This window comes from Nocardia sp. NPDC003999 (genome assembly GCF_053604885.1).
The window spans coordinates 778,756-798,657 of sequence record NZ_JBSGIB010000001.1 but is presented as its reverse complement, the minus strand read 5'-3'; the positions used below and the strand labels follow the sequence as shown (position 1 = coordinate 798,657).

The window sequence follows — 19,902 nt, the reverse complement described above, 5'->3', positions numbered from 1 at the left end:
CAATCGCATCGGTAATTCGATATCCGATCATCCGGTCCGAATTAGGATTCACCGAACGCCGATTCGCCCGCTCTCCAGGGGTCGGATCCACGCGCCAGTCGCTGTCAGGTAACGGTGCTCAGGCCCGCCACAGTTGATCACCGGCGCGCGACAGGACGATGTTCGGCACCACCGCGTTACGCGACAGCCGCGTGACCGCCAGGACCATCTCGGCGATGTCACCGGTGGTGAGCATGGCCGATCGGTCCAGGACAGCACGCTTCCACGCGGTCATGTCGGTGTCGACGTAGCCAGGGGACACCGCCGTCGCGCTGACGCCGTTCGCGGATTCCTCCAGCGATACCGTCTCGCACAGCGAGATGAGCGCCGCTTTGGTGGCCCCGTAGGCGGCGAGGCCCGCTTCTCCGGCGACGCCGGTGATCGAAGCGAGCGCGACGATCTTCGCGCCGCGCTCCCGATCGTCGGCCGCGCTCTTGCGCAGCAGCGGCAACGCGGCCTGGACGAGCGTCAGCGGCGCGCGAAAGTTCACGTCCAGCATGCGTTCGTACGCCTTCGCGGGCAGGTCCGCCACGGCGCCCGCCGTGCCGGTGCCCGCGCTCAGCACCAGCGCGTTCATGCCGCCGAACCGTTCCTCATGCGCCTTGACCAGGGCGCGCACCTGGTCGAGGTCGTTCATCTGCGTGACCACCGGCTGCACCTCGGCTCCCGTTTCCGCGCGCACGCGGGCCGCGGTCTGCTCGAGCGTGTCGAGCGTGCGCGCGGCGAGGGTCAGGTGATAACCCTCGCCCGCCAGGCGGCGCGCCACCTCGGCGCCGATGCCGCGTGACCCTCCGGTGATCAGTGCGGTGCGGACGCTCATCCGAGGCGTTCGATGATCGTCGCGTTGGCCAGGCCGCCCGCCTCGCACATCGTCTGCAGGCCGTAGCGGCCGCCGGTCTGCTCCAGGTGGTTGACCAGCGTCGCCAGGATGCGGGTGCCGGAGGCGCCCAGCGGGTGGCCGAGGGCGATCGCGCCGCCGCGGGGGTTCAGCTTGGCCGGATCGGCGTTCAACTCGTGCTGCCAGACCAGGGGCACGGGTGCGAACGCTTCGTTCACCTCGTAGGCGTCGATGTCATCGATGCTCAGCCCGGCGCGATCCAGCACCTTGCGGGTGGCCGGGATCACGGCTGTGAGCATGAGCAGGGGGTCGTCGCCCACCACGGCGAACGAGTGGAACCGGGCGCGCGGACGAAGGCCCAGTTTCGTGGCGGCCTCCTCGCTCATGATCAGTGCGGCGGAGGCGCCGTCGGTCAGCGGCGAGGAGTTGCCCGGCGTGATCGACCACTCGATCTCGGGGAAGCGCGCGGTGTACTGGTCGTCGACGAAGGCGGGCCGCAACTTCGCCAGACTCTCGCCGGTGGTGGCGGGCCGGATCGTCTCGTCGGCCGTCAGGGCGCCCGCCGCGACCAGTTCGTTGTCGAAGCCGCCCCGCGCCGCGGTGTCGGCGGCGAGCCGATGCGAACGAGCCGCGAACTCGTCGAGCGCGACGCGGTCGAACTTCCACCGGGCGGCGATCACCTCGGCCGCGATGCCCTGCTGGATGAGGCCGTCCGGATAGCGGTGGGCGAGCGGACCGCGGTTGGCGTCCTTGCCCTGGCCGTTGGAGAACATCGGCGCCCGGCTCATGGATTCGACACCACACGCGATCGCGACGTCGTAGGCGCCCGCGATGACACCCTGCGCCGCGAAGTGCGCGGCCTGCTGGCTGGACCCGCACTGCCGGTCCACCGTGGTAGCGGGCACCGAATCCGGGAATCCGGCGGCCAGCGCTGCGGTCCTGCTGATGTTGAACGCCTGCTCCCCGCTCTGCGTGACGCATCCGCCGACCACGTCGTCCACCACGGCGGGATCGAGGTCGTTGCGGGCGACGAGTTCGGCGAGCACACCCGCGAGCAGGGTGGCCGGATGTACGTCCGACAGGCCGCCGCCTGCTTTGCCCTTACCGGACGGTGTACGGACGACATCGACGACGACGGCGGACCTCATGGCCATCTCCGATCAGTTAAGTTAACTGGCATTCGCAGTTAAGTTAACATAGATTCTCCGTCGTGGGCCATGGCGTGCCCAACGGTCTGGCCGCGATCGACCGCAGGGAGTCCCCGTGCCTAGGCCTTGGCCTCACCGGGCGGCCTGCCCGGATACAGGCGCTGAATCGTCAGCGCGGCCGCCAGCAGCCGGGAGTCGTGCGGGTCGGTGGGATCGACGCCCGTGAGTTCGGCGATGCGGCGCAGGCGATAGCTGAACGTGTTGGGATGCACGTGGATCTCGGCGGCCGCGGCCTTACGGTCCGAGCCGTGGCGCAGGTGCGCGTCGAGGGCTTCCATCAGGTGCGGGCTGTCCAGGATCGGGGCGATCCGCTCGGCCAGCCGGGTGCGGGCGGTGCCCGGCCTGGTGAGCTGGTACTCCAACAGCAGATCGTCGAGTTGGTAGACGCCCGCCGGACGGCCGAGCAGGCGCGCGAGTTCGGCGAGGTCGGTGGCTTCCTTCGCGGTGTGCGGAATGGCGTCCTTCGGCACGGACGGATACTCGGCGAGGAATACCGGAACCCCGAAGTTCTCGGCCAGCTCGGTGGCAAGCCCGGTGTGGCGCGCGTCGTCGAGTTCGGCGTCGGAACCGCTGGGCAGCAACGCGATTCCGCTCCAGCCGTCGAAGGTGGCCAGCGCCGTGGTGCCCGCGAGGGCGTCCAGAGCACGGTGCAGCAGGCGGATGCGGCGACGTCCGACGAGTGTGGCGACCTTGCTCGGCTGATCGTCGGGCCGGATGTGGATGGCGAGCACGGTGTAGTGCTCCGCGAGGGCGGTGTCAGCCCGCGCCGCCAGCTCCGCCGCGGGGAACCCGTTCAGCAGCGCCGAGCACAGCGCCCGGCGCGCCTCCCGTTCGGCGTTGTAGATGGACTGCTCGACCTCGGTGTAGGTCTCCACGACCGTGATGTTGATCTGCATGAGCAGGTCGAGCAGTCGGCTGCCGACCAGCACGAGGTCGTCGAGCTCCTCGCGGGAGGCCAGCGCGGCCGCCTCGTGGAGCACCGACTGCGCGGAGCCGTGAATGGCCTCGATCAGCACGGGCAGGGGGAACCGGTCCTCGGCGTGCCGCTCGGCCACCGGGGCGACGAACGTCGCGACTTCGGCCTTGGTGAAGCTGCGCTGTTCACCGATCGCCTGGAGCACGGCGCGGCCGCACGCGTAGATCGCCGGAAGCACCTCGGCGGTGAAATGCCCCTCGGGCAGATCGGCGGCGGGCGAGGTGGTGCCGAGGCCTGCGGCGAGCATGCGCTCGGCGATCTGCGGCCAGCGGGTGAGCAACCGGGCGACGAGCGGAGCGTCTCCGGCCACCGGGGACAACGCGACGGACATGGGCCGATTGTTTCCGACCACAGGAAACCGCGGCAAGGTCGCGGGCCCAGTCGCGCGAATTTTGGCTTCGGGGCCAACATTCCAGACGGAATCTTCTCCTCGGCGTGCAGTGACACCGCCCCGGCGCGAGTCATACATTCGGAAAGCGGCTCGCATCTATGTCCCCGATCACATTCGAATCCGAATGTGGCGTAGGAAACATTCTGTAGCGGTGTTCGATTCACCGCCGGGCCGCCTGTGGTTCGGCGTGAATGGAAGTGAACTCGATGTTGGCAATGATGCACAACGCTCGACGGGCGATTCTCGGGGCCGCGGTGATCGCGGGCGTGACGATGGCCACGGCACTCGGCAACGGACCGGCGCACGCGCGGGAGGAGATCGAACCGACCCAGCAGGCCCTGGCCGATTACATCAGCGCGGGCCTGGCGCCCGCCCCGGACGGCAGGCAACCGCGCGCGATCGTGGACAGCGGCAGCTCGTCGGGATGGCCGACCAGCGTCGCTTCCGACGCGTTCGGTGAAGGCCCGGAGATGTCGGCGTATCTGGCGGCCTTCGCCTACGGCCTGACCCACCCGGACGCCGCCCCGCCCGGCGGCAACCGCTGGAACTGCACCCCCACCGCCGAACACCCGCGACCGGTGGTGCTGCTGCACGGCACCTGGCTCAACGCCTACGACACCTTCTCCTACTTGTCCCCGCGCCTGGCCCGCGCCGGTTTCTGCGTGTTCGCCTTCAATTTCGGGCGTTCCGGCATCCTGGAGGGCGGCGGTCTCGGCCCGATCCTGCCGGGGCGCTTCGGCGTGGGCCGGATGGAGGATTCGGCCGTGCAGTTGCGCGATTTCGTCGACCGGGTCCTGGCCGCGACCGGTGCGCAGGCCGTCGACATCGTCGGTCACTCGCAAGGCGGGACGGTCGCCGACCATTATCTGAAGTTCGAGGGCGGCCAGGGCAAAGTGGGCAAATTGGTGAGCCTGGGAGCGACACACCACGGCACGTCGCTGATGGGTATCGCCACGCTGGGCCGGATCATCAACAATCTGGGCGTCAACATTCTCGGGTTCTACGAGCCGCTGGTCGGACTCGCGAATATCCAGCAAGCGGTGGGCTCGCCGTTCTACGCCAGTCTGAACGCCCAGGGCGACACGGTGCCCGGAGTCGCCTACACGGCGGTCGGCTCGCGGCACGACGAGGTGACCAACCCTTATCAATGGACGTTCCTGCAAGCGGGGCCGGACGCGACGGTCGACAACGTCACGCTGCAAGACGGGTGCGAGCAGGACATGTCCGACCACCTGACGATGATGTATTCGCCGCGGGCGGCGTCGATCGTCCTGCACGCGCTCGACCCGGTCGCCCAGCCGTCGCTGGAATGCACTTTCAATCCGTGGATGGTCGGCGGCAACGGCAGCTGGTGAGCCGCTGTCACTGCATCGGCACGAGAATCCGCGCGCGTCTAATTGGTACCCGGGACAATTCTTTTCCGGGCGCGACCTTGGTTGGGTGAATATGGGCGATCCGGCGCGAGATGCCCGCGATCACGGCCGTGCCGTCGAAAGGAAGAACCGGATGAGTGTGCAACTCGAATGGGATGGCGGTACAGTGCCGCCCGATCCGGCCCCGTTCGCGCAGCGGCCGATACTGCCCGAAGACGATCCGTTCTACGTCCCACCGCCCGCGGTCGGGCGGTTGCGTCCCGGCGCGATCGTTCGCGCGCGTGCGGTGCGGATCGGCTTCTTCGGTCTTGTGCCCCAGCGCATCTCGGCCTGGCAACTGCTCTATCGGACGTGTGATCTGAACGGGGTGCCCGAGGTCGCGGTGACCACCGTGCTGTTGCCGTGGGGCGCGGATCCGGCCGAGCCGCGCCCGCTGGTGTCGTTCCAGTGCGCGATCGACGCGGTGGCCTCGAAATGTCTTCCGTCCTATTCGCTCCGGCGCGGCGCACGGGCGGCGGGGTCGATTCCCCAGCTGGAGCTGCCGCTGATCGCCAGCGCCCTGGCGAGGGGCTGGGCGGTGTCGGTGCCGGATCACGGTGGAACCGCGGGCCGGTTCGGCGTGGCCAGGGAGCCGGGATATCGCGCGCTGGACGCGGTGCGCGCCGCGCACGCCTTCGTTCCGCTGGGACTGGACCCGACCACACCCGTGGCGCTGTGGGGCTATTCGGGCGGGGGATTGGCCACGGCCTGGGCCGCGGAAATGGCCGCCGAATACGCGCCCGAGCTGAATATCGTCGGCGCGGTCGCCGGGTCGCCGGTGGGGGATCCGGCCGCCGCGTTCGTCCGGCTCAACGGCACCCTCTTCGCGGGATTCGCGGCCGTCTTCACCGCCGGGCTGCGCCGCGGCTACCCGGATCTGGACCGCATGCTGCGCGCGCATCTGGACGCGCGATATCTCGGCTGGCTGGCCGAGACCGAGACCACCGCGACGTTCCCGCTGCTGTATCGCTTCGCCCGGCGCGACATCGACAAACACAGTGACGCGGGACTGGCCGCCATGCTCGAGCAGGACGGGCTGCGGCGGATCCTCGACGACATCCACCCCGGCGGCCGAGCGCCCGCGATGCCCATGCTCGTGCTGCAGGGCGTGCACGACGAGGTGATCGCGACCGCCGACGTGGACGGCCACGTCGCGCGCTACGTCGCGGCGGGCGTCCACGTGCGCTACTTGCGCGATCGGCTCAGCACCCATCTGCTGCTGCAATTCCTGGCGCTGCCGGTCATGGTCGACTGGCTCGCCGGTCGCTTCGCCGGTCGTGAGCTGCCCGCGGCCGGTACGCAGACGCGTTGGTCGCTCGCCTTCGCCGGTCCGGCGCTGCGCGGCCACCTGCGATTCGCGGCCTTGCTCGTGCGCATGTGGCTCGGACGGCCGATCCGCGCACCGCGCCCGCCCGCGCTGTCGCGTCCCGGCCCGCGCCGCCTGTCGGTCTTTTCCGCGGCGCTCCGCAATCCGTTGTCCTGATCTTGCTCGGCCACCACCGAGACGTTGCTGAGCTGGCCTGATCGCACACCGTTACGCGCCGGGAACGAGATTCCGGTGTCACGTCACAAAGGTGTCCGTTTTGCTCTAGCGTGAGCACGGTTGGTGCCGAGAGGGGTCGTGGATGCGTAGCGGGATGCTGAGTGTGGCGCAATTGCGGGACCAGGTCGATACGGGTGAGATCGACACGGTGCTGGTCGCCATGACCGACATGCAGGGGCGACTGCAAGGGAAGCGCTGCGCGGCACGCTATTTCCTGGACGAGGTGCTCGAGCACGCCACCGAGGCCTGCGGCTACCTGCTCGCGGTGGACGTGGACATGACGACCGTCGACGGATACGCCCTCTCGTCCTGGGAGACCGGGTACGGAGACGTCGTGCTGCGGCCGGATCTGCGCACGCTGCGGACGGCCCCGTGGTGGCCGGGCACCGCGCTGGTGCTCTGCGACGTCGAGCACGTGGCGCCGGAAGGGCGGGCGGTCGCGGCTTCACCGCGCCAGGTGCTGCGCAAACAGTTGGACCGCTTGAGCGAGCGCGGCCTGCGCGCGTTCGTCGGGACCGAACTCGAGTTCCTGGTGTTCGACGACAGCTACGAGGCGGCCTGGAACGCGGGGTACCGCGGGCTGACGCCGGCCAATCAGTACAACGTCGACTACTCGATGCTCGGCACCGGGCGGATCGAGCCGTTGTTGCGCCGTATCCGCAAGGAGATGGACGGCGCGGGGATGTATGTCGAGTCGGCCAAAGGCGAGTGCAACCCCGGCCAGCACGAGATCGCGTTCCGGTACGACGAAGCTCTGGTCACCTGCGACAACCACAGTATCTACAAGACCGGTGCGAAGGAGATCGCGGCGCAGGAAGGGCGCAGCCTCACCTTCATGGCGAAATACAATGAGCGGGAAGGCAATTCCTGCCATATTCATTTGAGCCTGCGCGGCGAGGCCGGCGAGCCGGTCTTCGCGGGGGACGGCGCGGACGGCATGTCGCCGTTGATGCGGCACTTCATCGCGGGCCAGCTGGACTGCATGCGCGAGTTCACCTACCTGCTCGCGCCGAACATCAACTCCTACAAGCGATTCGTCGCGGGCAGCTTCGCGCCGACCGCGATCGCGTGGGGCCGGGACAACCGGACCTGCGCCATCCGCGTGGTCGGCGAGGACCATGGGCTGCGCTTCGAGAACCGGGTGCCCGGCGGTGACGTGAACCCGTACCTGGCCGTGGCCGCGCTGATCGCAGCGGGACTGCACGGCATCGACCGGCGGCTGCCGCTCGAGCCGGAATTCCACGGCAACGCCTATCACTCCGAGCGCCCCCGTGTGCCGCGTACGCTGCGCGAAGCGGCCCAGCTGTTCGGCGACAGCGCGGTGGCCCGCGCGGCCTTCGGTGATGATGTAGTTGAGCACTATCGCAACGCGGCGCGGGTCGAACTGGACGCCTACGACGCCGCGGTCACCGACTGGGAGCGTATCCGTGGTTTCGAACGACTCTGAGGTCGCGGGAGCCCGTCCCGTGATCGGCCTGCCCACCTATGTGGAGCAGGCCCGCTTCAACGCGTGGGATCTGCCGTGCGCGGTGCTGCCGCACGCCTACGTCGAGATGGTGGCCGCCGCGGGTGGCATCCCGGTGCTGTTGCCGCCCGCCGGCGTCGCGCGTCCCGAGCTGGTGCGACGGCTCGACGGGTTGGTGCTGACCGGCGGCGCGGACGTCGATCCAGCGCGCTACGGCGGCCCTGCCGCCGGAATCCCCGGCTACACCAGGCCGGACCGGGACGAGTCGGAGTTCGGCCTGTTCGAGCTGGCCAGAGCCGCGGGCATGCCGATTCTCGCGGTGTGCCGCGGGCTGCAACTGGCGAACGTGGCGCTCGGCGGCACGCTGATCCCGCATCTGCCCGATGTGGTCGGACACGAGGAGCACTCCGGCGTCGAGGGCGGGTTCACCGCGACCCGGGTGCTGACCATCGCGGGCAGCCGGGTCGCGCGGCTGGCCGGTCCGGAGGTGAAGGTGAACTGCCACCATCACCAGGCCGTCGATCGGCTCGCCGAGGGCCTGACCGCCACCGCGTACGCCGCGGACGGCACGATCGAGGCCGCGGAGTCCACCGACGGGTCGTTCCTGGTCGGCGTGCAGTGGCATCCGGAGGCCGACGCCACCGATCGCGGGCTGGTGCGGGCGCTGGCCGAGGCGGCGGACACCTATCGAAGGGAGCGGGACTCGTGACGACAGCGCAGGTGCTCAACCCGGCGACCGAACAGGTGGTCACCACCGTCGAGCTCGTCGGCGAAGCCGAGACCGATGCCGCCGTCGCCGCGGCGCAGCGCGCGGCGGCCGGGTGGCGCGAGGTGGCGCCCGGCGATCGGGCGAGATTGCTGCGCCGGTTCGCCGAGGCGGTCGACGCGGATGTGGAGCAGCTCGCCCGGCTCGAGGTCGCCAACGCGGGGCACACCATCGGCAACGCGCGTTGGGAGGCGGGCAACGTCCGCGACGTGCTGCACTACGCGGCCGGAATGCCGGAACGGTTGCTGGGCAGTCAGATTCCGGTCGCGGGTGGAGTCGACATCACCTTCCACGAACCGCTCGGCGTGGTCGGCGTGATCGTGCCGTGGAATTTCCCGATGCCGATCGCGGCCTGGGGTTTCGCGCCCGCGCTCGCCGCGGGCAACACCGTGGTGCTCAAACCCGCCGAGCTGACGCCGCTGACCGCGCTGCGACTCGGTGAACTGGCGCTCGAGGCGGGCCTGCCCGAGGGTGTGTTCCAGGTGCTGCCCGGCAAGGGGTCGGTGGTGGGAGAGCGCTTCGTCACCCACCCGGCCGTCCGCAAGGTGGTGTTCACCGGTTCCACGGAGGTGGGCACGCGGATCATGGCGGGCTGCGCTCGGCAGGTGAAGCGGGTGACGCTGGAACTCGGCGGCAAGAGCGCGAACGTCGTGTTCGCCGACGCCGACCTGGAACAGGCGGCGGCGACCGCGCCCTACGGCGTCTTCGACAACGCCGGGCAGGACTGCTGCGCCCGCTCCCGGATCCTTGTGCAGCGCAGTGTGTTCGACCGGTTCCTGGAGTTGCTGGAACCCGCTGTGCAGGGGGTGCGCGTCGGCGACCCGTCCGACGAATCCACCGAGATGGGCCCGCTGATCTCGGCCGCGCACCGGGAGCGAGTGGCCGAGTTCGTGCAACCCTCGACCAAGGTCGCGTTCACCGGAAGCGCGCCCGACGGTCCCGGATTCTGGTATCCGCCGACCGTGGTGCTGCCCGGCGCGCCCACCGACCGGGTGCTCACCGACGAGGTGTTCGGGCCGGTGGTCGCGGTGGTCCCGTTCGAAGACGAGGCCGACGCGCTGCGCATCGCCAACGACACGAATTACGGCCTCTCCGGTTCGATCTGGACCCGCGACGTCGGCCGCGCGCTGCGCGTGGCCCGCGGTGTGGAGGCGGGCAACCTGTCGGTGAACTCGCATTCGTCCGTGCGGTACTGGACGCCGTTCGGCGGCTTCAAGCAGTCCGGGCTCGGGCGCGAACTCGGCCCGGACGCCGCGCTCGCCTTCACCGAGACCAAGAACGTCTTCCTCGCCACGTAGTGACACCCGCACATCCGACAGGAGATACGTTGCAGCGCTTACAGGATCGAGTCGCCGTCGTCACCGGCGGCGGGAGCGGTATCGGTCTGGCCACGGTCCGTCGCTTCGCGGCGGAGGGGGCGAAGGTGGTGGTCGCTGACATCGACGCCGGGACCGGCGAGGCGGCCGCCAAGGAGGTCGGCGGCCGGTACGTGCACGTGGACGTCACCGACGAAGACCAGGTCAAGGCCCTTTTCCAGACCGCGGTCGACACCTACGGCGGGCTGGACATCGCGTTCAACAACGCGGGCATCTCCCCGCCGGAGGACGATTCGATCCTGACCACCGGCATCGACGCGTGGCGGCGGGTTCAGGAGGTCAACCTGACCTCCGTGTACCTGTGCAGCAAGTACGCCATCGAGCACATGCTCGAGCGCGGCAAAGGATCGGTGATCAACACCGCCTCGTTCGTCGCGGTCATGGGTGCGGCGACCTCGCAGATCTCCTACACCGCCTCCAAGGGCGGCGTACTGGCGATGAGCCGCGAACTCGGCGTGCAGTTCGCCCGCGACGGCATTCGGGTGAACGCCCTGTGCCCCGGGCCGGTGAACACCCCGCTACTCCAGGAACTGTTCGCCAAGGACCCGGAGCGCGCCGCCCGCCGCCTGGTGCACGTGCCGCTCGGCCGGTTCGCCGAACCGGAGGAGATCGCCGCTGCCGTGGCCTTCCTCGCCAGCGACGATTCCTCGTTCATCACCGCGTCCCAGTTCCTGGTGGACGGCGGCATCGCGGGCGCCTACGTGACGCCGCTGTAGGACCTACTTCGGCGCGCCCAATCGTGCGCCGCCGTCGACGCGCACCACGATTCCGGTCGTGAACGCGTTGTCCACCAGGAATTCGATCGCGTGGGCCACGTCGTCGGCGGTGCCGACCCGCCCCACCGGCGTGGTCGCGGCGATCTGGTCGAAGACCTCGGTGCGCGCGCCGTCGGGCAGGAAGCTCCACCATTCGGTGTCGATCACGCCGGGGGACACCGCGTTCACGCGCAATGGCGCGAGCTCGACCGCCAGCACCGGAACCATCGCCTCCACACCGGCATTGACCGCCGCCAGCGCCGCGGTGGCGGGCATCGAGCCGCCCGCCGAGGCCGCCGACACCAGGGTGATCGAACCGCCCTCGTTCAGGTGCGGCAGCGCGGCTTGCATCGCGGCGGTGTGCGGGAGCAGTTTGCCCTCGACGTGGCGGCGCAGATGCTCGAGTTCGAGCTCACGGAACGGCGTCGTGCCCGACGGTCCGGTCACGGTCACCACCACATGGTCGATCGGCCCGATCTCCGCGAAGAATCGGGTCAGTTCCGCCTCGTCACGCGCGTCCACGGTACGGCCGGTGACGTTCTCGCCGAGATCGGCCAATGCGGCCTCGAGCCTGCCCTTGTCGCGACCCGCGACGATCACCTCGTGCCCGTGGTCGGCGAGCCTGCGCGCCGCGGCCAGGCCGATGCCCGATGTACCGCCCACGATGACGACCCGGTTGCCCACAACATCCTCCTGATTTTCGAAGCTCTGTGTCTCGAAATATAAACGAGGCATGGTGTCTTGTAAAGTGTCGGCATGACCGGAACCCGTGGCCGCCCGCGCAGCGAGGAAACCAGGCGCGCCATCCTGCGCGCCGCGCTGGAACTGTGTGAACGGGACGGCTACCAAGACCTGACCATCAAGGCCATCGCCGACGCCGCGGGCGCGGGCAGGCAGACGGTGTATCGCTGGTGGCCGGACAAGGCCGCGGTGCTCATGGAGGCGCTGGCCGGGCTCGTCGAGGAGAACCCGGCATTGCGTGTGCGCGCCGAGTCCGCCGACGTGCTCGCCGAGGTCGAAGGCTTGCTCACCGCGACCTACGAGCTCACGCGCGAGCTGACGGGGCAGGCTCTGGTGGGACTGATGGCCGACGCGCAACGCGATCCGGCGCTGTCCGAGCGATTGCAGGACGCCGTGATCGGCCCGCGTCGTGAGGTGTTGCGCACGCTGCTGCGACGAGGTGTGGACAGTGGTCGGTTCACCGGGGCGGTGTCGTTGGACCTCGTGGTCGATTTCGCTTTCGGAGTGATGTGGTACCGCCTGCTCGGGCGGCACGCTCCGGTCGACGGGGCGTTGGCGAGGGAAGTCGCCGCGGGTATCGCCGCCATGCTCGGGCCGAAGTGAGCGCGAGCGCCGTCGTATCGCGACCGTCGTGGAGGCGGTGACCGGTGCGACTCGAGTGCATATGTGACTGGCATCACAATTGCTAGTTGAGTCGCAGGTCAGCGCAGATGTGTTCGCCCTCTTCCTGTTACGTGACTGTTTGCCCGGGGCGAATCCTGGGTATCGGTCTGTTTCGTGCCACACCTTCGGTTCTCGCGGCCGGAGGTGGAACGAACCGAGGTCCGTGACGGACTGGAGAGGACGTGCACGTGACCGATCGAACTTCCGAGAGTTTCCCGCTGCGACGTTCCGTCGCGGCCTCCGCCATGGGCAACGCGACCGAATGGTTCGACTACGGCGTCTACGCGGCCACCGCGACGTATCTGACCGATGCCTTCTTCCCCGGGGAACTGGGCACACTCGGCACCATGCTCGGCTTCGCCATCTCGTTCGTGCTCCGGCCGCTCGGCGGCATGGTGTGGGGCCCGCTCGGTGACCGCATCGGCCGTAAAGCCGTGCTGGCCACCACGATCCTGCTCATGGCCGCCGCCACCGGCGCCATCGGCGTGTTGCCCACCCACGCGTCCGTCGGCGTGCTGGCGCCCATCCTGCTGATTCTGCTCCGCGTGGTGCAGGGCTTCTCGACCGGCGGCGAATACGGCGGCGCGGCAACGTATCTCGCCGAGTGCGCGTCCGACCGCAAACGCGGATTCCTCGGCAGTTTCCTCGAATTCGGCACGCTCGCGGGCTTCGTCGGCGGCTCCGCGACGGTGCTGGCCTGCCAGCTCGCGCTCGGTTCGGACACCATGCACGACTGGGGCTGGCGCATCCCGTTCCTGATCGCCGTCCCGCTCGGCCTGACCGGCTGGTACCTGCGGGCCCGGCTCGACGAGAGCCCGGTGTTCACCGAGGTCGCCGAGCACAAGCGCCCGCCAGGCGGTCTGCGTGAAGTGGTGACCACCTACCGGCGCGAGACGCTGACGCTGGCCGGACTGGTGGTCGCGCTCAACGTGGTCAATTACACGCTGCTGACCTATCAGCCCACCTATCTGCAGAAAACGATCGGCTTGGGCGAATCGGCCACCACCGCGATGATGCTGCTCGGTCAGTTGGTGATGATGCTGGTGCTGCCGTTCTTCGGCCGGCTGTCCGACAACGTCGGCCGCCGTCCGATGTGGTTGTTCTCGCTGACCGGTCTCAGCGTGCTCGCGGTGCCGATGTACTGGCTGATGGGCCAGGGCACGGTATGGGCGATCTTCGGCTTCATCGTGCTCGGACTGTTGTACCTGCCGCAGTTGTCCACCATCAGCTCCACCTTCCCCGCGATCTTCCCGACCCATGTCCGGTACGCGGGCTTCGCGCTGGCCTACAACGTCTCCACCGCGATCTTCGGCGGCACCGCCCCGCTGATCAACGAGGCCGTCATCGAGGCAACCGGTTGGTCGCTGTTCCCCGCCGTCTACATGGTCGGCGCTTCCCTGATCGGCCTGGTCGCCTGGAACTACCTGCGCGAAACCGCCGGAACCTCGCTGCGCGGCACCGAAGTTCCCGACGCGGGTGAGTCGAGTCCGGACCCGAATCCTGACCTCCCCGCCCAGCCCGCGTTCTGAATCACGGCGTCGAAACATCCGGTGGGAGTGTGCGCGGTCGTATCGGCCACCTGAATGCCGAGCCGCCACGAGCCTGTGCGTCGATCGATGACGGAACATCGTTGATCTCAGCGGACACCGCCCGCCAAGTCGGCGAGACGTTCGTACATCAGGGCCAGATCGCGCTGGTAGCCGAGATCGGATGGCGCCGAGCGCACCAGATGGTCGGCGACAGCGAGTCCGCGGCGGAAATGCTGGGCCGCGCCGGCGATATCGCCGGTGTCGCGAGCGAGGCTGCCCAGTTTGTCGCAGCAGGACAGCAGATCGCGGCGATAGCCGAGGTTGCCCGGGTCGGCGGCCGACAGTTCCTCGGCGATCTCGGCCGAGCGGTTGTACCAGTCCCGCGCGGCATGGTGGTCGCCGCTCGCTCGCGAGAGAGTGCCGAGGCGGTCGTAAGTGACCGAGAGGTCGCGGCGGTAAGACGGGTTGGACGGCTGAGAGTCCACCAGAGCGAGATCGATGGTCATGGCGTTCCGGTACGCGCGATCGGCTTCGGCGAGGTCGTTCCGTGCACGGGCATGGTCGCCGAACCGGTGGTAGCAGAACGAGAGATCTCTGCGGTAGGTGCTGTTGTCCGGCGCGGATTCGACCAGGCTCGCGGCGACCGCGATGGCGTGCTCGTACAGTCGCGTCGCCTCTCCGTGATCTCCCTGGGCGGCTACGACTCTGCCGAGCGCGTTGTAGGCCAGCAGCAGATCACGCCGATACCGAAGGTTCACCGGGTCGGCGGCCGACAGTTTCTCCGCATAAATCAGGGCAGGCCTGCAGTGGGTGGCCGCGCCGTCGTAGTCGCCCTGATCCATCGCCAACGAGCCCAGCGCATCGTGGACGACCAAGAGGTCGCGACGATATCGGAGATTGCCAGGTGCGCCAGCGGCCAGTTCCTCCGTGCCCTCCAGCGCACGTCGGTAGAACCGGGCGGCTTCGCCGAAATCGCGCCATTCTCTGGCGATGTCGCCGAGCACATTGCACGTGACGACGAGGTCGCGGCGGTACTGCGGATTGGTGGGGTCGGCGGCGAGGAGTTCCTGTGTGAGAGCGAGGGCGCGATGATAGTGCCGGATGGCCTCGTGTGGATCGCCGTTCGCGCGGATCGCCCCGCCGAGCCGGTCTACGGTGATCGAGAGGTCGCGTCGGTATCCGAGGTTCGAGGGTTCGGCAGCGACGAGCGCTTCGGCGATCCCCATCGAGCGCCGGTACAGGCGGATCGCTTCGTCCAGATCTCCTCGAGTCCGGGCCATTTCGGCGAGCTTGTCGTAGCCGATCGAAAGATCCCGCTGGTACTGGAGGTTGTCCGGATCGGCATCGACCAGTTCTCGCGCCATGCTGATCGCGAGCTGGTAGCGCCGAGCGGCCTCATCGAGGTCGCCGGTGGCCGACGCCAGATCGCCCAGCTTGTTGTAGGACACCGAGAGATCGCGTCGATAGAGCGTATTCCCCGGGTCGGCCGCGGCGAGTTCCTCGGTGAGGAGGAGCGTGACCCCGTAGTGGCGCGCGGCTTTGTCGGCATCGCCCGCGGCGTGGGCGATGTCGCCGATCGTCTCGTTCACGACAGCGAGATCGCGGCGATACACGCGGTTCGCGGGTTCGGCCTCCGCGAGTTCTTCGACGATGGCGAGCGCGCAGTAGTGCAGTCTGGTCGCCGTGTCGACCGCGCCCGCTTTCCGTTCCAGATCGGCCAGTTTGCCGTACGACACCGACAGATCGCGGCGGTAACCGGAGTCGGCCGGTTGCGCGGTGGCGACACGTTCCCCGATGGCGACGGAGCGTCGGTACAGGCGTCCGGCTTCGGCCGCCCCGCTCGCGAGCGGGGTGAGTTCACCGTCGGAATCGCGCTCCTCGGCGAGGGGGCTGTCGAGGTCGTCATCGAGACCGAGGAGGAACGCGCGGCGGTACAGTCGCCCGGCTGCCCGCGTGTCGCCTGCGGCACGGAGACGATCGCCGATCTCGATCAAGGAGAGCGTCAGCTGTCGCGTGCTCCCGGAGTTCGACCCGTCGGCCGGGCTATTCGGTATCGAGCTGAGGAGGAGATGGGTGATCGAGCCGGGAAGCCGGACTTCCGGGTCGCCCTTCGAGGAATCCGCGATGTATTCGGCCAACCGGCGATGATGAGCGGCGACATACTTCGCGCAGGCGGAGGCGATGTATTCGTCTGTCGTGCGGAGCCGGGAGAGGATTTCGAAGCATCGCTCGCGCTGGCGGAGAGAAGCGCTGTGCACGCCGTCGGCCAGCAGCCGTACCCCGGCGTCTGTTTCCGCGCGCAGCGCCTGACCGACGAGCGCGTCGCCGAGCGGGCCGGGCGAGGGATCGAGATACCGCTCGCTCGGGAACTGGGACCGCAGCCACTGGACGAGCGCCACCCGGTCGGCGGCGGTATCGGGTCCATTCCCGAAGACGACTGTCATCAGCTGTTCCGCCTCGGCGGAATCATCCGCGCCGAACAAGGTCGCCACTGCGACGGCACGGCGCAGGTCGGCTTCGGGAACTCCGTCCGGAGCGGTCTCCTGCCACTCGCGAAACGGATCGATCGCTTCCGCGGAGCTCTGCGGGCGGGGCGTCGGAGCCGGTCCGGTGCCTTCGAGCGTTTGATCTTCGAACATGCGATCCCCCAATGGATTTCGTGGGCGAAAGAGCGCCGATCCTGGTGCTCAGGCTAACAGCGGGGTCCGACAGGTTCGGGCTCGTCGTTGTATGGGATCGCGTCGTGGTCGAGCGTCGTGGATGTGGGACTCGGTCACGCCGAGGAGGGTGACTCGTCGTCCTCCGGCCAATCGTCCTCGATGACCAGCGTCCCGTCGCGCAGCGCGGTCGCGTACTGGTCGGCGACCAGGTCGGCGGGGTAGGTCGGCCAATAGGAGACCGCGCCGGTGGGCTTGTCGATGACGCAGACGGAGCCGCCGACGATCACCGGCGGACTGTCCGGGTCGACGTGCGGCGAGCGGGGGAAGGTGGCGACGGCGACGAAGCAGGTGTCGAACTCCGCTAGCTGATAGGTGATGCCTCGATCGGCGTAATCGCCGTTGGTGAGATGCCGCTCGGCGATCCGGTGTGCCTCGGTCGGGTCCACCGGTGTGGTCGCGTCGGTGGGGTAGGCGTGGATGTCCATGTGTCGATGGCAGCGGGGGTGTGGCCGCCTGCTCCTTCCGGGTCTCTGGATAGCACGATGGCGGCTCGGCGCAAGCCGGTTTGCGGTCAGTCGAAATGGATGGTGGACAGCATCTTGCGGGCCAGGATCTCTGGATCGGAGTCGGTGGCCAGTGCTGAATTATGCAGTGCGCCTTCGCGCCACAGCGAAGCGAAGCCGTGCACCAGCGACCACGCGGCGAGTCGGGTCGACAACTGACGGTCCTGACTGTGGCTCGGCTGGATGCTCGAAACGCCGGAGCGCAGCGCCGACCCGGATCGTTCTCGCGCGGCGCGCAGAGTCTCGTTCTCCGCGTGGAGAAGGCTGTGCCGGAACATCACGTCGAAGTGTCCCGGATGCTCGCGCGCGAAGCGAATGTAGGCCACCGCGACCTCGCGAAAGTCCGAACCGGCCTGCGCGAGCTGTTCGGCCAGCAGTTCGAATCCCTCGGTGGCCAACGCGGTGAGCAGTCCTGCTCGATCACCGAAGTGGTGGGCGGGCGCGGCGTGCGAGACGCCCGCGTGCCGGGCCAGGTTGCGCAGGGAGAGCGCGTCGACGCCGTCGGCGGCGATCCGTTCGGCGGCGGCGGTGAGCAGTGCCGCGCGGAGATCTCCGTGGTGATAACCGTCCTTCGCCATACCTCGATGGTGACCCATCATCTAGACATTGACAAGTTCATGACCGCAGCCGTATCTTTCCACTGTCAAGATTTGCTCTTCGATCCACAGGAGATCCCGATGGCACCGCTGGTCGTCCTCGTCGCCGTCACCGCACTCGCCCGGCTCATCGGCTGGCTCACCGGCAACGGCTGGCTCGATTCGTGGGCGCACGCGACCGCGCTCGGGCTGGCCGCGATGCTCGCGCTCACATCGAGCGCGCACTTCCTCCAGCCGCGCCGCGACGCTCTGGTCGCCATGGTGCCGCCCCGGCTGCCGAACGCCCCGGCGCTGGTGACGTCGACCGGTGTGCTGGAACTGGCGGGTGCGGTCGGCGTCCTCATTCCCGCGACCGCCGACCTGGCCGCGGCCTGCCTGATCGCGCTGCTGGTGGCGCTGTTCCCGGCGAACGTCCGCGCCGCCCGCGCCGAACTGGGCATCAAGACCATGCCGCTGCCGCTGAGGGCGCTGGTTCAGGTCCTGTTCATCGCGGCCTGCGTGGTCATAATCGTCGGCTGAGAACGGCGAAAGGCCCGCTCACGCATCGCAATCGATGGGTGAGCGGGCCTTTGCCGGGTCGGCGTTCAGCTGCCCCGCAATGCCTTGGCTATGGTGCGGCGCATGAACGGCCGCGCGATGTCCTCGGGCAGGTTCGCCCAGGCCAGGAAGAACCGCGTGAGCGGGTCGAGCGCGATGTGGTGGCGGCCGCGTTCCAGGCCGCGTACGGCGGCCTCGGCGACGCGCTCGGCAGGCATCGGCTCGATCGACCCGGTGATCGCCTTGGTCTCGACCGGCTTACGGTTGTTCTCCATGGCCAGCCCCGGTGTGTCGGTGTCGGCCGGATAGATCACCGTGACGTCCACGCCTTTCGGCTCCACTTCGTAGCGCAGGCACAACGCCAGCTGCCGGATGCTCGCCTTGGTCGGTCCGTAGGCGGTATACCCGGTGATGCCGAGAAACGCCGACGTGGAGCTGACCAACAGGATCTTTCCCCTGGACCGCTCCACCATGCCGGGCAGCACCCGCCGCACCGCGTGCACCGCACCGAGATAGTTCGCCGACATCTGCGCCTCGAACTCGTCGGGCCGCACTTCGAGGAACCGCCCGGGCAGCGCGAGACCGGCGCAGCAGGCGATGACCTCGCACGGTCCGTTGCGCTGCTCCAGTTCCGTGATGGCCGAGGCGAGTTGCTCCGCGCTCGTGACGTCCGCGGCGGCCCAGTCCGCGCCCAGTCGTTTCGCGGTGTCGCGCAGCGGAAGCTTCCGCCGCGCGATGAGCGAGACCTGCGCCCCACGCCCCGCGAAGGCCTCCGCCACCGCGGCGCCGATCCCTTCCGATCCTCCGGTGACGACGACGTGCTTGCCGACCCAGTCCTTGACCCGTGCCATCGCGGCGACTCAGGCTCGACTGGCGGTGACGATGTCGGCGATCCGGTCCCGCCACAGCAGATAGGTGGCGGAGCTGCCGTCGTCGGGCAGATCATCGAGCGAACTCTCGATCAGCGCGTCGGTCTTCGCCACGGTGGTCCCGCAGAAGACCTGCGCCGCCGCTTCGCTGTGCTCGTTGACGCTGTTGGTCTGCTGCCGGATGCGGGCGACCATGGCCGAGCCCAGCGACAGCTGCGGCCGGAACTCGCCGGCCACGTCCCAGAGTTCCTCCATCGCAGCCGATTCCACGCCGCCCGCGAAGGTGACGGCGATGCCGACGCCGCTCCACAGATCGGCGTGCCGTTTCGGCTCGAACTCGCCGATCAGCCGCACGACACCGGCCGGGCTGCCGCCGCCGATGAACCACAGCGCGCGGCCCATGCCCTGGTCCGCGATGCGCTTCAGGTTGTCGCGGTCGCCGAGCCAGCCGGGGTAGCGGGTCTCGACGTGCTTGTCCCGCACGTAGCGCTGCATCTGGAAGAACGCCTTGTAGAAGCCGTAGCCGTCGATGGCGAGCCAGCGGAACAGCGGGTGCTGCGGGAACAGCTTCTTCCACCGGAACTTCGGGATCTTCGCCATGGCGAGGCCGACGCCGACGTACATGGTCAGCGCGTATTCGCTGGCCGGGCCGTCGATCAGGTCGGCGGCGCGCCGGCCGGGCGAGAGCGAGTCGACAGCGGTGAGGCCGACTGCCGCGCCCTCGTAGGCGAACCCGCGGTACTTCGGCGGCACCCGCAAGAGGGTGGCGATCAGCTCGTCGTTGTCGGAGCTGCGGACCGCGGAGTCGATGCCGCCGACCAAATGCATCGTCACCTGCTCGAGTTCGAGCGCCGTGTGCTGGTCGGGCTGCTCGAACCCGCTGAGCACCTGGCGGACACTGGCCGGACTGGGGACGAACAGGGCCGCGCGCAGCGGACCCAACGGCGAGGGCATGGGGTTCTCCAATCGTCGGAG

General features: G+C 68.8%; 18 protein-coding genes. 9 read left to right on the top strand and 9 right to left on the bottom strand.

Annotated features, from left to right (window positions below; translation table 11 throughout):
• Positions 1–118: 118 nt before the first annotated feature.
• The 3 genes from ACWESM_RS03785 to ACWESM_RS03775 form a co-directional block, all read right to left on the bottom strand.
• Positions 119–859 (bottom strand): SDR family NAD(P)-dependent oxidoreductase, encoded by a 741-nt coding sequence (locus tag ACWESM_RS03785; protein WP_355077765.1) that lies wholly within the window; start codon positions 857–859, stop codon positions 119–121.
• Complete coding sequence (locus ACWESM_RS03780; RefSeq protein ID WP_397276940.1) at positions 856–2,025, bottom strand: thiolase family protein; 1,170 nt, start codon at positions 2,023–2,025, stop codon at positions 856–858. The genes ACWESM_RS03785 and ACWESM_RS03780 overlap by 4 nt, the downstream gene beginning before the upstream one ends.
• 119 nt (positions 2,026–2,144) lie before the next feature.
• On the bottom strand, positions 2,145–3,392 hold the full coding sequence (locus tag ACWESM_RS03775) for a PucR family transcriptional regulator (protein ID WP_356961039.1): 1,248 nt from the start codon (positions 3,390–3,392) through the stop codon (positions 2,145–2,147).
• A gap of 275 nt (positions 3,393–3,667) precedes the next feature.
• Here ACWESM_RS03775 and ACWESM_RS03770 point away from each other — a divergent pair, with 275 nt between their 5' ends.
• The 6 genes from ACWESM_RS03770 to ACWESM_RS03745 all read left to right on the top strand — a co-directional run bounded on the left by ACWESM_RS03770 (position 3,668) and on the right by ACWESM_RS03745 (position 10,730).
• Positions 3,668–4,807: an esterase/lipase family protein gene (locus ACWESM_RS03770; protein WP_355077759.1), complete on the top strand. Its 1,140-nt coding sequence runs from the start codon at positions 3,668–3,670 to the stop codon at positions 4,805–4,807.
• Between the two features lie 151 nt (positions 4,808–4,958).
• Entirely contained in the window at positions 4,959–6,347 is a 1,389-nt protein-coding gene (locus ACWESM_RS03765) for a lipase family protein (protein WP_452490909.1), read from the top strand.
• Positions 6,348–6,489: 142 nt separating this feature from the next.
• Positions 6,490–7,854: a glutamine synthetase family protein gene (locus ACWESM_RS03760; RefSeq protein ID WP_452490908.1), complete on the top strand. Its 1,365-nt coding sequence runs from the start codon at positions 6,490–6,492 to the stop codon at positions 7,852–7,854.
• Complete coding sequence (locus ACWESM_RS03755) at positions 7,835–8,581, top strand: gamma-glutamyl-gamma-aminobutyrate hydrolase family protein (protein WP_364429475.1); 747 nt, start codon at positions 7,835–7,837, stop codon at positions 8,579–8,581. Before ACWESM_RS03760 ends, ACWESM_RS03755 begins: the two co-directional genes overlap by 20 nt.
• Positions 8,578–9,936 (top strand): aldehyde dehydrogenase family protein, encoded by a 1,359-nt coding sequence (locus ACWESM_RS03750; protein WP_355077752.1) that lies wholly within the window; start codon positions 8,578–8,580, stop codon positions 9,934–9,936. The genes ACWESM_RS03755 and ACWESM_RS03750 overlap by 4 nt, the downstream gene beginning before the upstream one ends.
• The gene (locus ACWESM_RS03745; protein WP_397276950.1) at positions 9,936–10,730 is read left to right on the top strand and encodes a 3-oxoacyl-ACP reductase; all 795 of its coding nucleotides are present in this window, start codon (positions 9,936–9,938) and stop codon (positions 10,728–10,730) included. Before ACWESM_RS03750 ends, ACWESM_RS03745 begins: the two co-directional genes overlap by 1 nt.
• A gap of 3 nt (positions 10,731–10,733) precedes the next feature.
• Here the strand turns inward: ACWESM_RS03745 and ACWESM_RS03740 are convergent, their stop codons facing one another.
• Positions 10,734–11,453, bottom strand: a complete 720-nt coding sequence (locus tag ACWESM_RS03740; RefSeq protein ID WP_364429470.1) for an SDR family oxidoreductase — start codon at positions 11,451–11,453, stop codon at positions 10,734–10,736.
• 72 nt (positions 11,454–11,525) lie between these two features.
• Between ACWESM_RS03740 and ACWESM_RS03735 the strand changes: the two genes are divergently transcribed.
• Both ACWESM_RS03735 and ACWESM_RS03730 read left to right on the top strand, forming a co-directional pair.
• The gene (locus ACWESM_RS03735; RefSeq protein ID WP_355077747.1) at positions 11,526–12,113 is read left to right on the top strand and encodes a TetR/AcrR family transcriptional regulator; all 588 of its coding nucleotides are present in this window, start codon (positions 11,526–11,528) and stop codon (positions 12,111–12,113) included.
• 305 nt (positions 12,114–12,418) lie between these two features.
• A complete protein-coding gene (locus ACWESM_RS03730) occupies positions 12,419–13,702 on the top strand; it encodes an MFS transporter (protein WP_397276993.1) in 1,284 nt (427 codons plus the stop codon).
• Between the two features lie 107 nt (positions 13,703–13,809).
• Here the strand turns inward: ACWESM_RS03730 and ACWESM_RS03725 are convergent, their stop codons facing one another.
• The 3 genes from ACWESM_RS03725 to ACWESM_RS03715 form a co-directional block, all read right to left on the bottom strand.
• The gene (locus ACWESM_RS03725) at positions 13,810–16,341 is read right to left on the bottom strand and encodes a tetratricopeptide repeat protein (protein ID WP_452490907.1); all 2,532 of its coding nucleotides are present in this window, start codon (positions 16,339–16,341) and stop codon (positions 13,810–13,812) included.
• 134 nt (positions 16,342–16,475) lie between these two features.
• Positions 16,476–16,847: a hypothetical protein gene (locus ACWESM_RS03720; RefSeq protein WP_355077744.1), complete on the bottom strand. Its 372-nt coding sequence runs from the start codon at positions 16,845–16,847 to the stop codon at positions 16,476–16,478.
• Between the two features lie 86 nt (positions 16,848–16,933).
• The gene (locus ACWESM_RS03715) at positions 16,934–17,503 is read right to left on the bottom strand and encodes a TetR/AcrR family transcriptional regulator (RefSeq protein ID WP_355077742.1); all 570 of its coding nucleotides are present in this window, start codon (positions 17,501–17,503) and stop codon (positions 16,934–16,936) included.
• A gap of 99 nt (positions 17,504–17,602) precedes the next feature.
• Here ACWESM_RS03715 and ACWESM_RS03710 point away from each other — a divergent pair, with 99 nt between their 5' ends.
• Complete coding sequence (locus ACWESM_RS03710) at positions 17,603–18,040, top strand: DoxX family protein (protein ID WP_364429461.1); 438 nt, start codon at positions 17,603–17,605, stop codon at positions 18,038–18,040.
• Positions 18,041–18,105: 65 nt separating this feature from the next.
• Here the strand turns inward: ACWESM_RS03710 and ACWESM_RS03705 are convergent, their stop codons facing one another.
• Together ACWESM_RS03705 and ACWESM_RS03700 are read right to left on the bottom strand one after the other, a co-directional pair.
• The gene (locus ACWESM_RS03705) at positions 18,106–18,909 is read right to left on the bottom strand and encodes an SDR family oxidoreductase (RefSeq protein WP_452490906.1); all 804 of its coding nucleotides are present in this window, start codon (positions 18,907–18,909) and stop codon (positions 18,106–18,108) included.
• Positions 18,910–18,918: 9 nt separating this feature from the next.
• Positions 18,919–19,881 (bottom strand): DUF1702 family protein, encoded by a 963-nt coding sequence (locus ACWESM_RS03700; protein WP_356961059.1) that lies wholly within the window; start codon positions 19,879–19,881, stop codon positions 18,919–18,921.
• Positions 19,882–19,902 lie beyond the last annotated feature (21 nt).

Bases quoted from the DNA above. Each gene is read 5' to 3' on its own strand.
- ACWESM_RS03785 (WP_355077765.1), bottom strand. From the start codon at position 859: ATGAGCGTCCGCACCGCACTGATCACCGGAGGGTCACGCGGCATCGGC.
- ACWESM_RS03780 (WP_397276940.1), bottom strand. From the start codon at position 2,025: ATGAGGTCCGCCGTCGTCGTCGATGTCGTCCGTACACCGTCCGGTAAG.
- ACWESM_RS03775 (WP_356961039.1), bottom strand. From the start codon at position 3,392: ATGTCCGTCGCGTTGTCCCCGGTGGCCGGAGACGCTCCGCTCGTCGCC.
- ACWESM_RS03770 (WP_355077759.1), top strand. From the start codon at position 3,668: ATGATGCACAACGCTCGACGGGCGATTCTCGGGGCCGCGGTGATCGCG.
- ACWESM_RS03765 (WP_452490909.1), top strand. From the start codon at position 4,959: ATGAGTGTGCAACTCGAATGGGATGGCGGTACAGTGCCGCCCGATCCG.
- ACWESM_RS03760 (WP_452490908.1), top strand. From the start codon at position 6,490: ATGCGTAGCGGGATGCTGAGTGTGGCGCAATTGCGGGACCAGGTCGAT.
- ACWESM_RS03735 (WP_355077747.1), top strand. From the start codon at position 11,526: ATGACCGGAACCCGTGGCCGCCCGCGCAGCGAGGAAACCAGGCGCGCC.
- ACWESM_RS03730 (WP_397276993.1), top strand. From the start codon at position 12,419: ATGGGCAACGCGACCGAATGGTTCGACTACGGCGTCTACGCGGCCACC.
- ACWESM_RS03725 (WP_452490907.1), bottom strand. From the start codon at position 16,341: ATGTTCGAAGATCAAACGCTCGAAGGCACCGGACCGGCTCCGACGCCC.
- ACWESM_RS03720 (WP_355077744.1), bottom strand. From the start codon at position 16,847: ATGGACATCCACGCCTACCCCACCGACGCGACCACACCGGTGGACCCG.
- ACWESM_RS03715 (WP_355077742.1), bottom strand. From the start codon at position 17,503: ATGGCGAAGGACGGTTATCACCACGGAGATCTCCGCGCGGCACTGCTC.
- ACWESM_RS03710 (WP_364429461.1), top strand. From the start codon at position 17,603: ATGGCACCGCTGGTCGTCCTCGTCGCCGTCACCGCACTCGCCCGGCTC.
- ACWESM_RS03705 (WP_452490906.1), bottom strand. From the start codon at position 18,909: ATGGCACGGGTCAAGGACTGGGTCGGCAAGCACGTCGTCGTCACCGGA.
- ACWESM_RS03700 (WP_356961059.1), bottom strand. From the start codon at position 19,881: ATGCCCTCGCCGTTGGGTCCGCTGCGCGCGGCCCTGTTCGTCCCCAGT.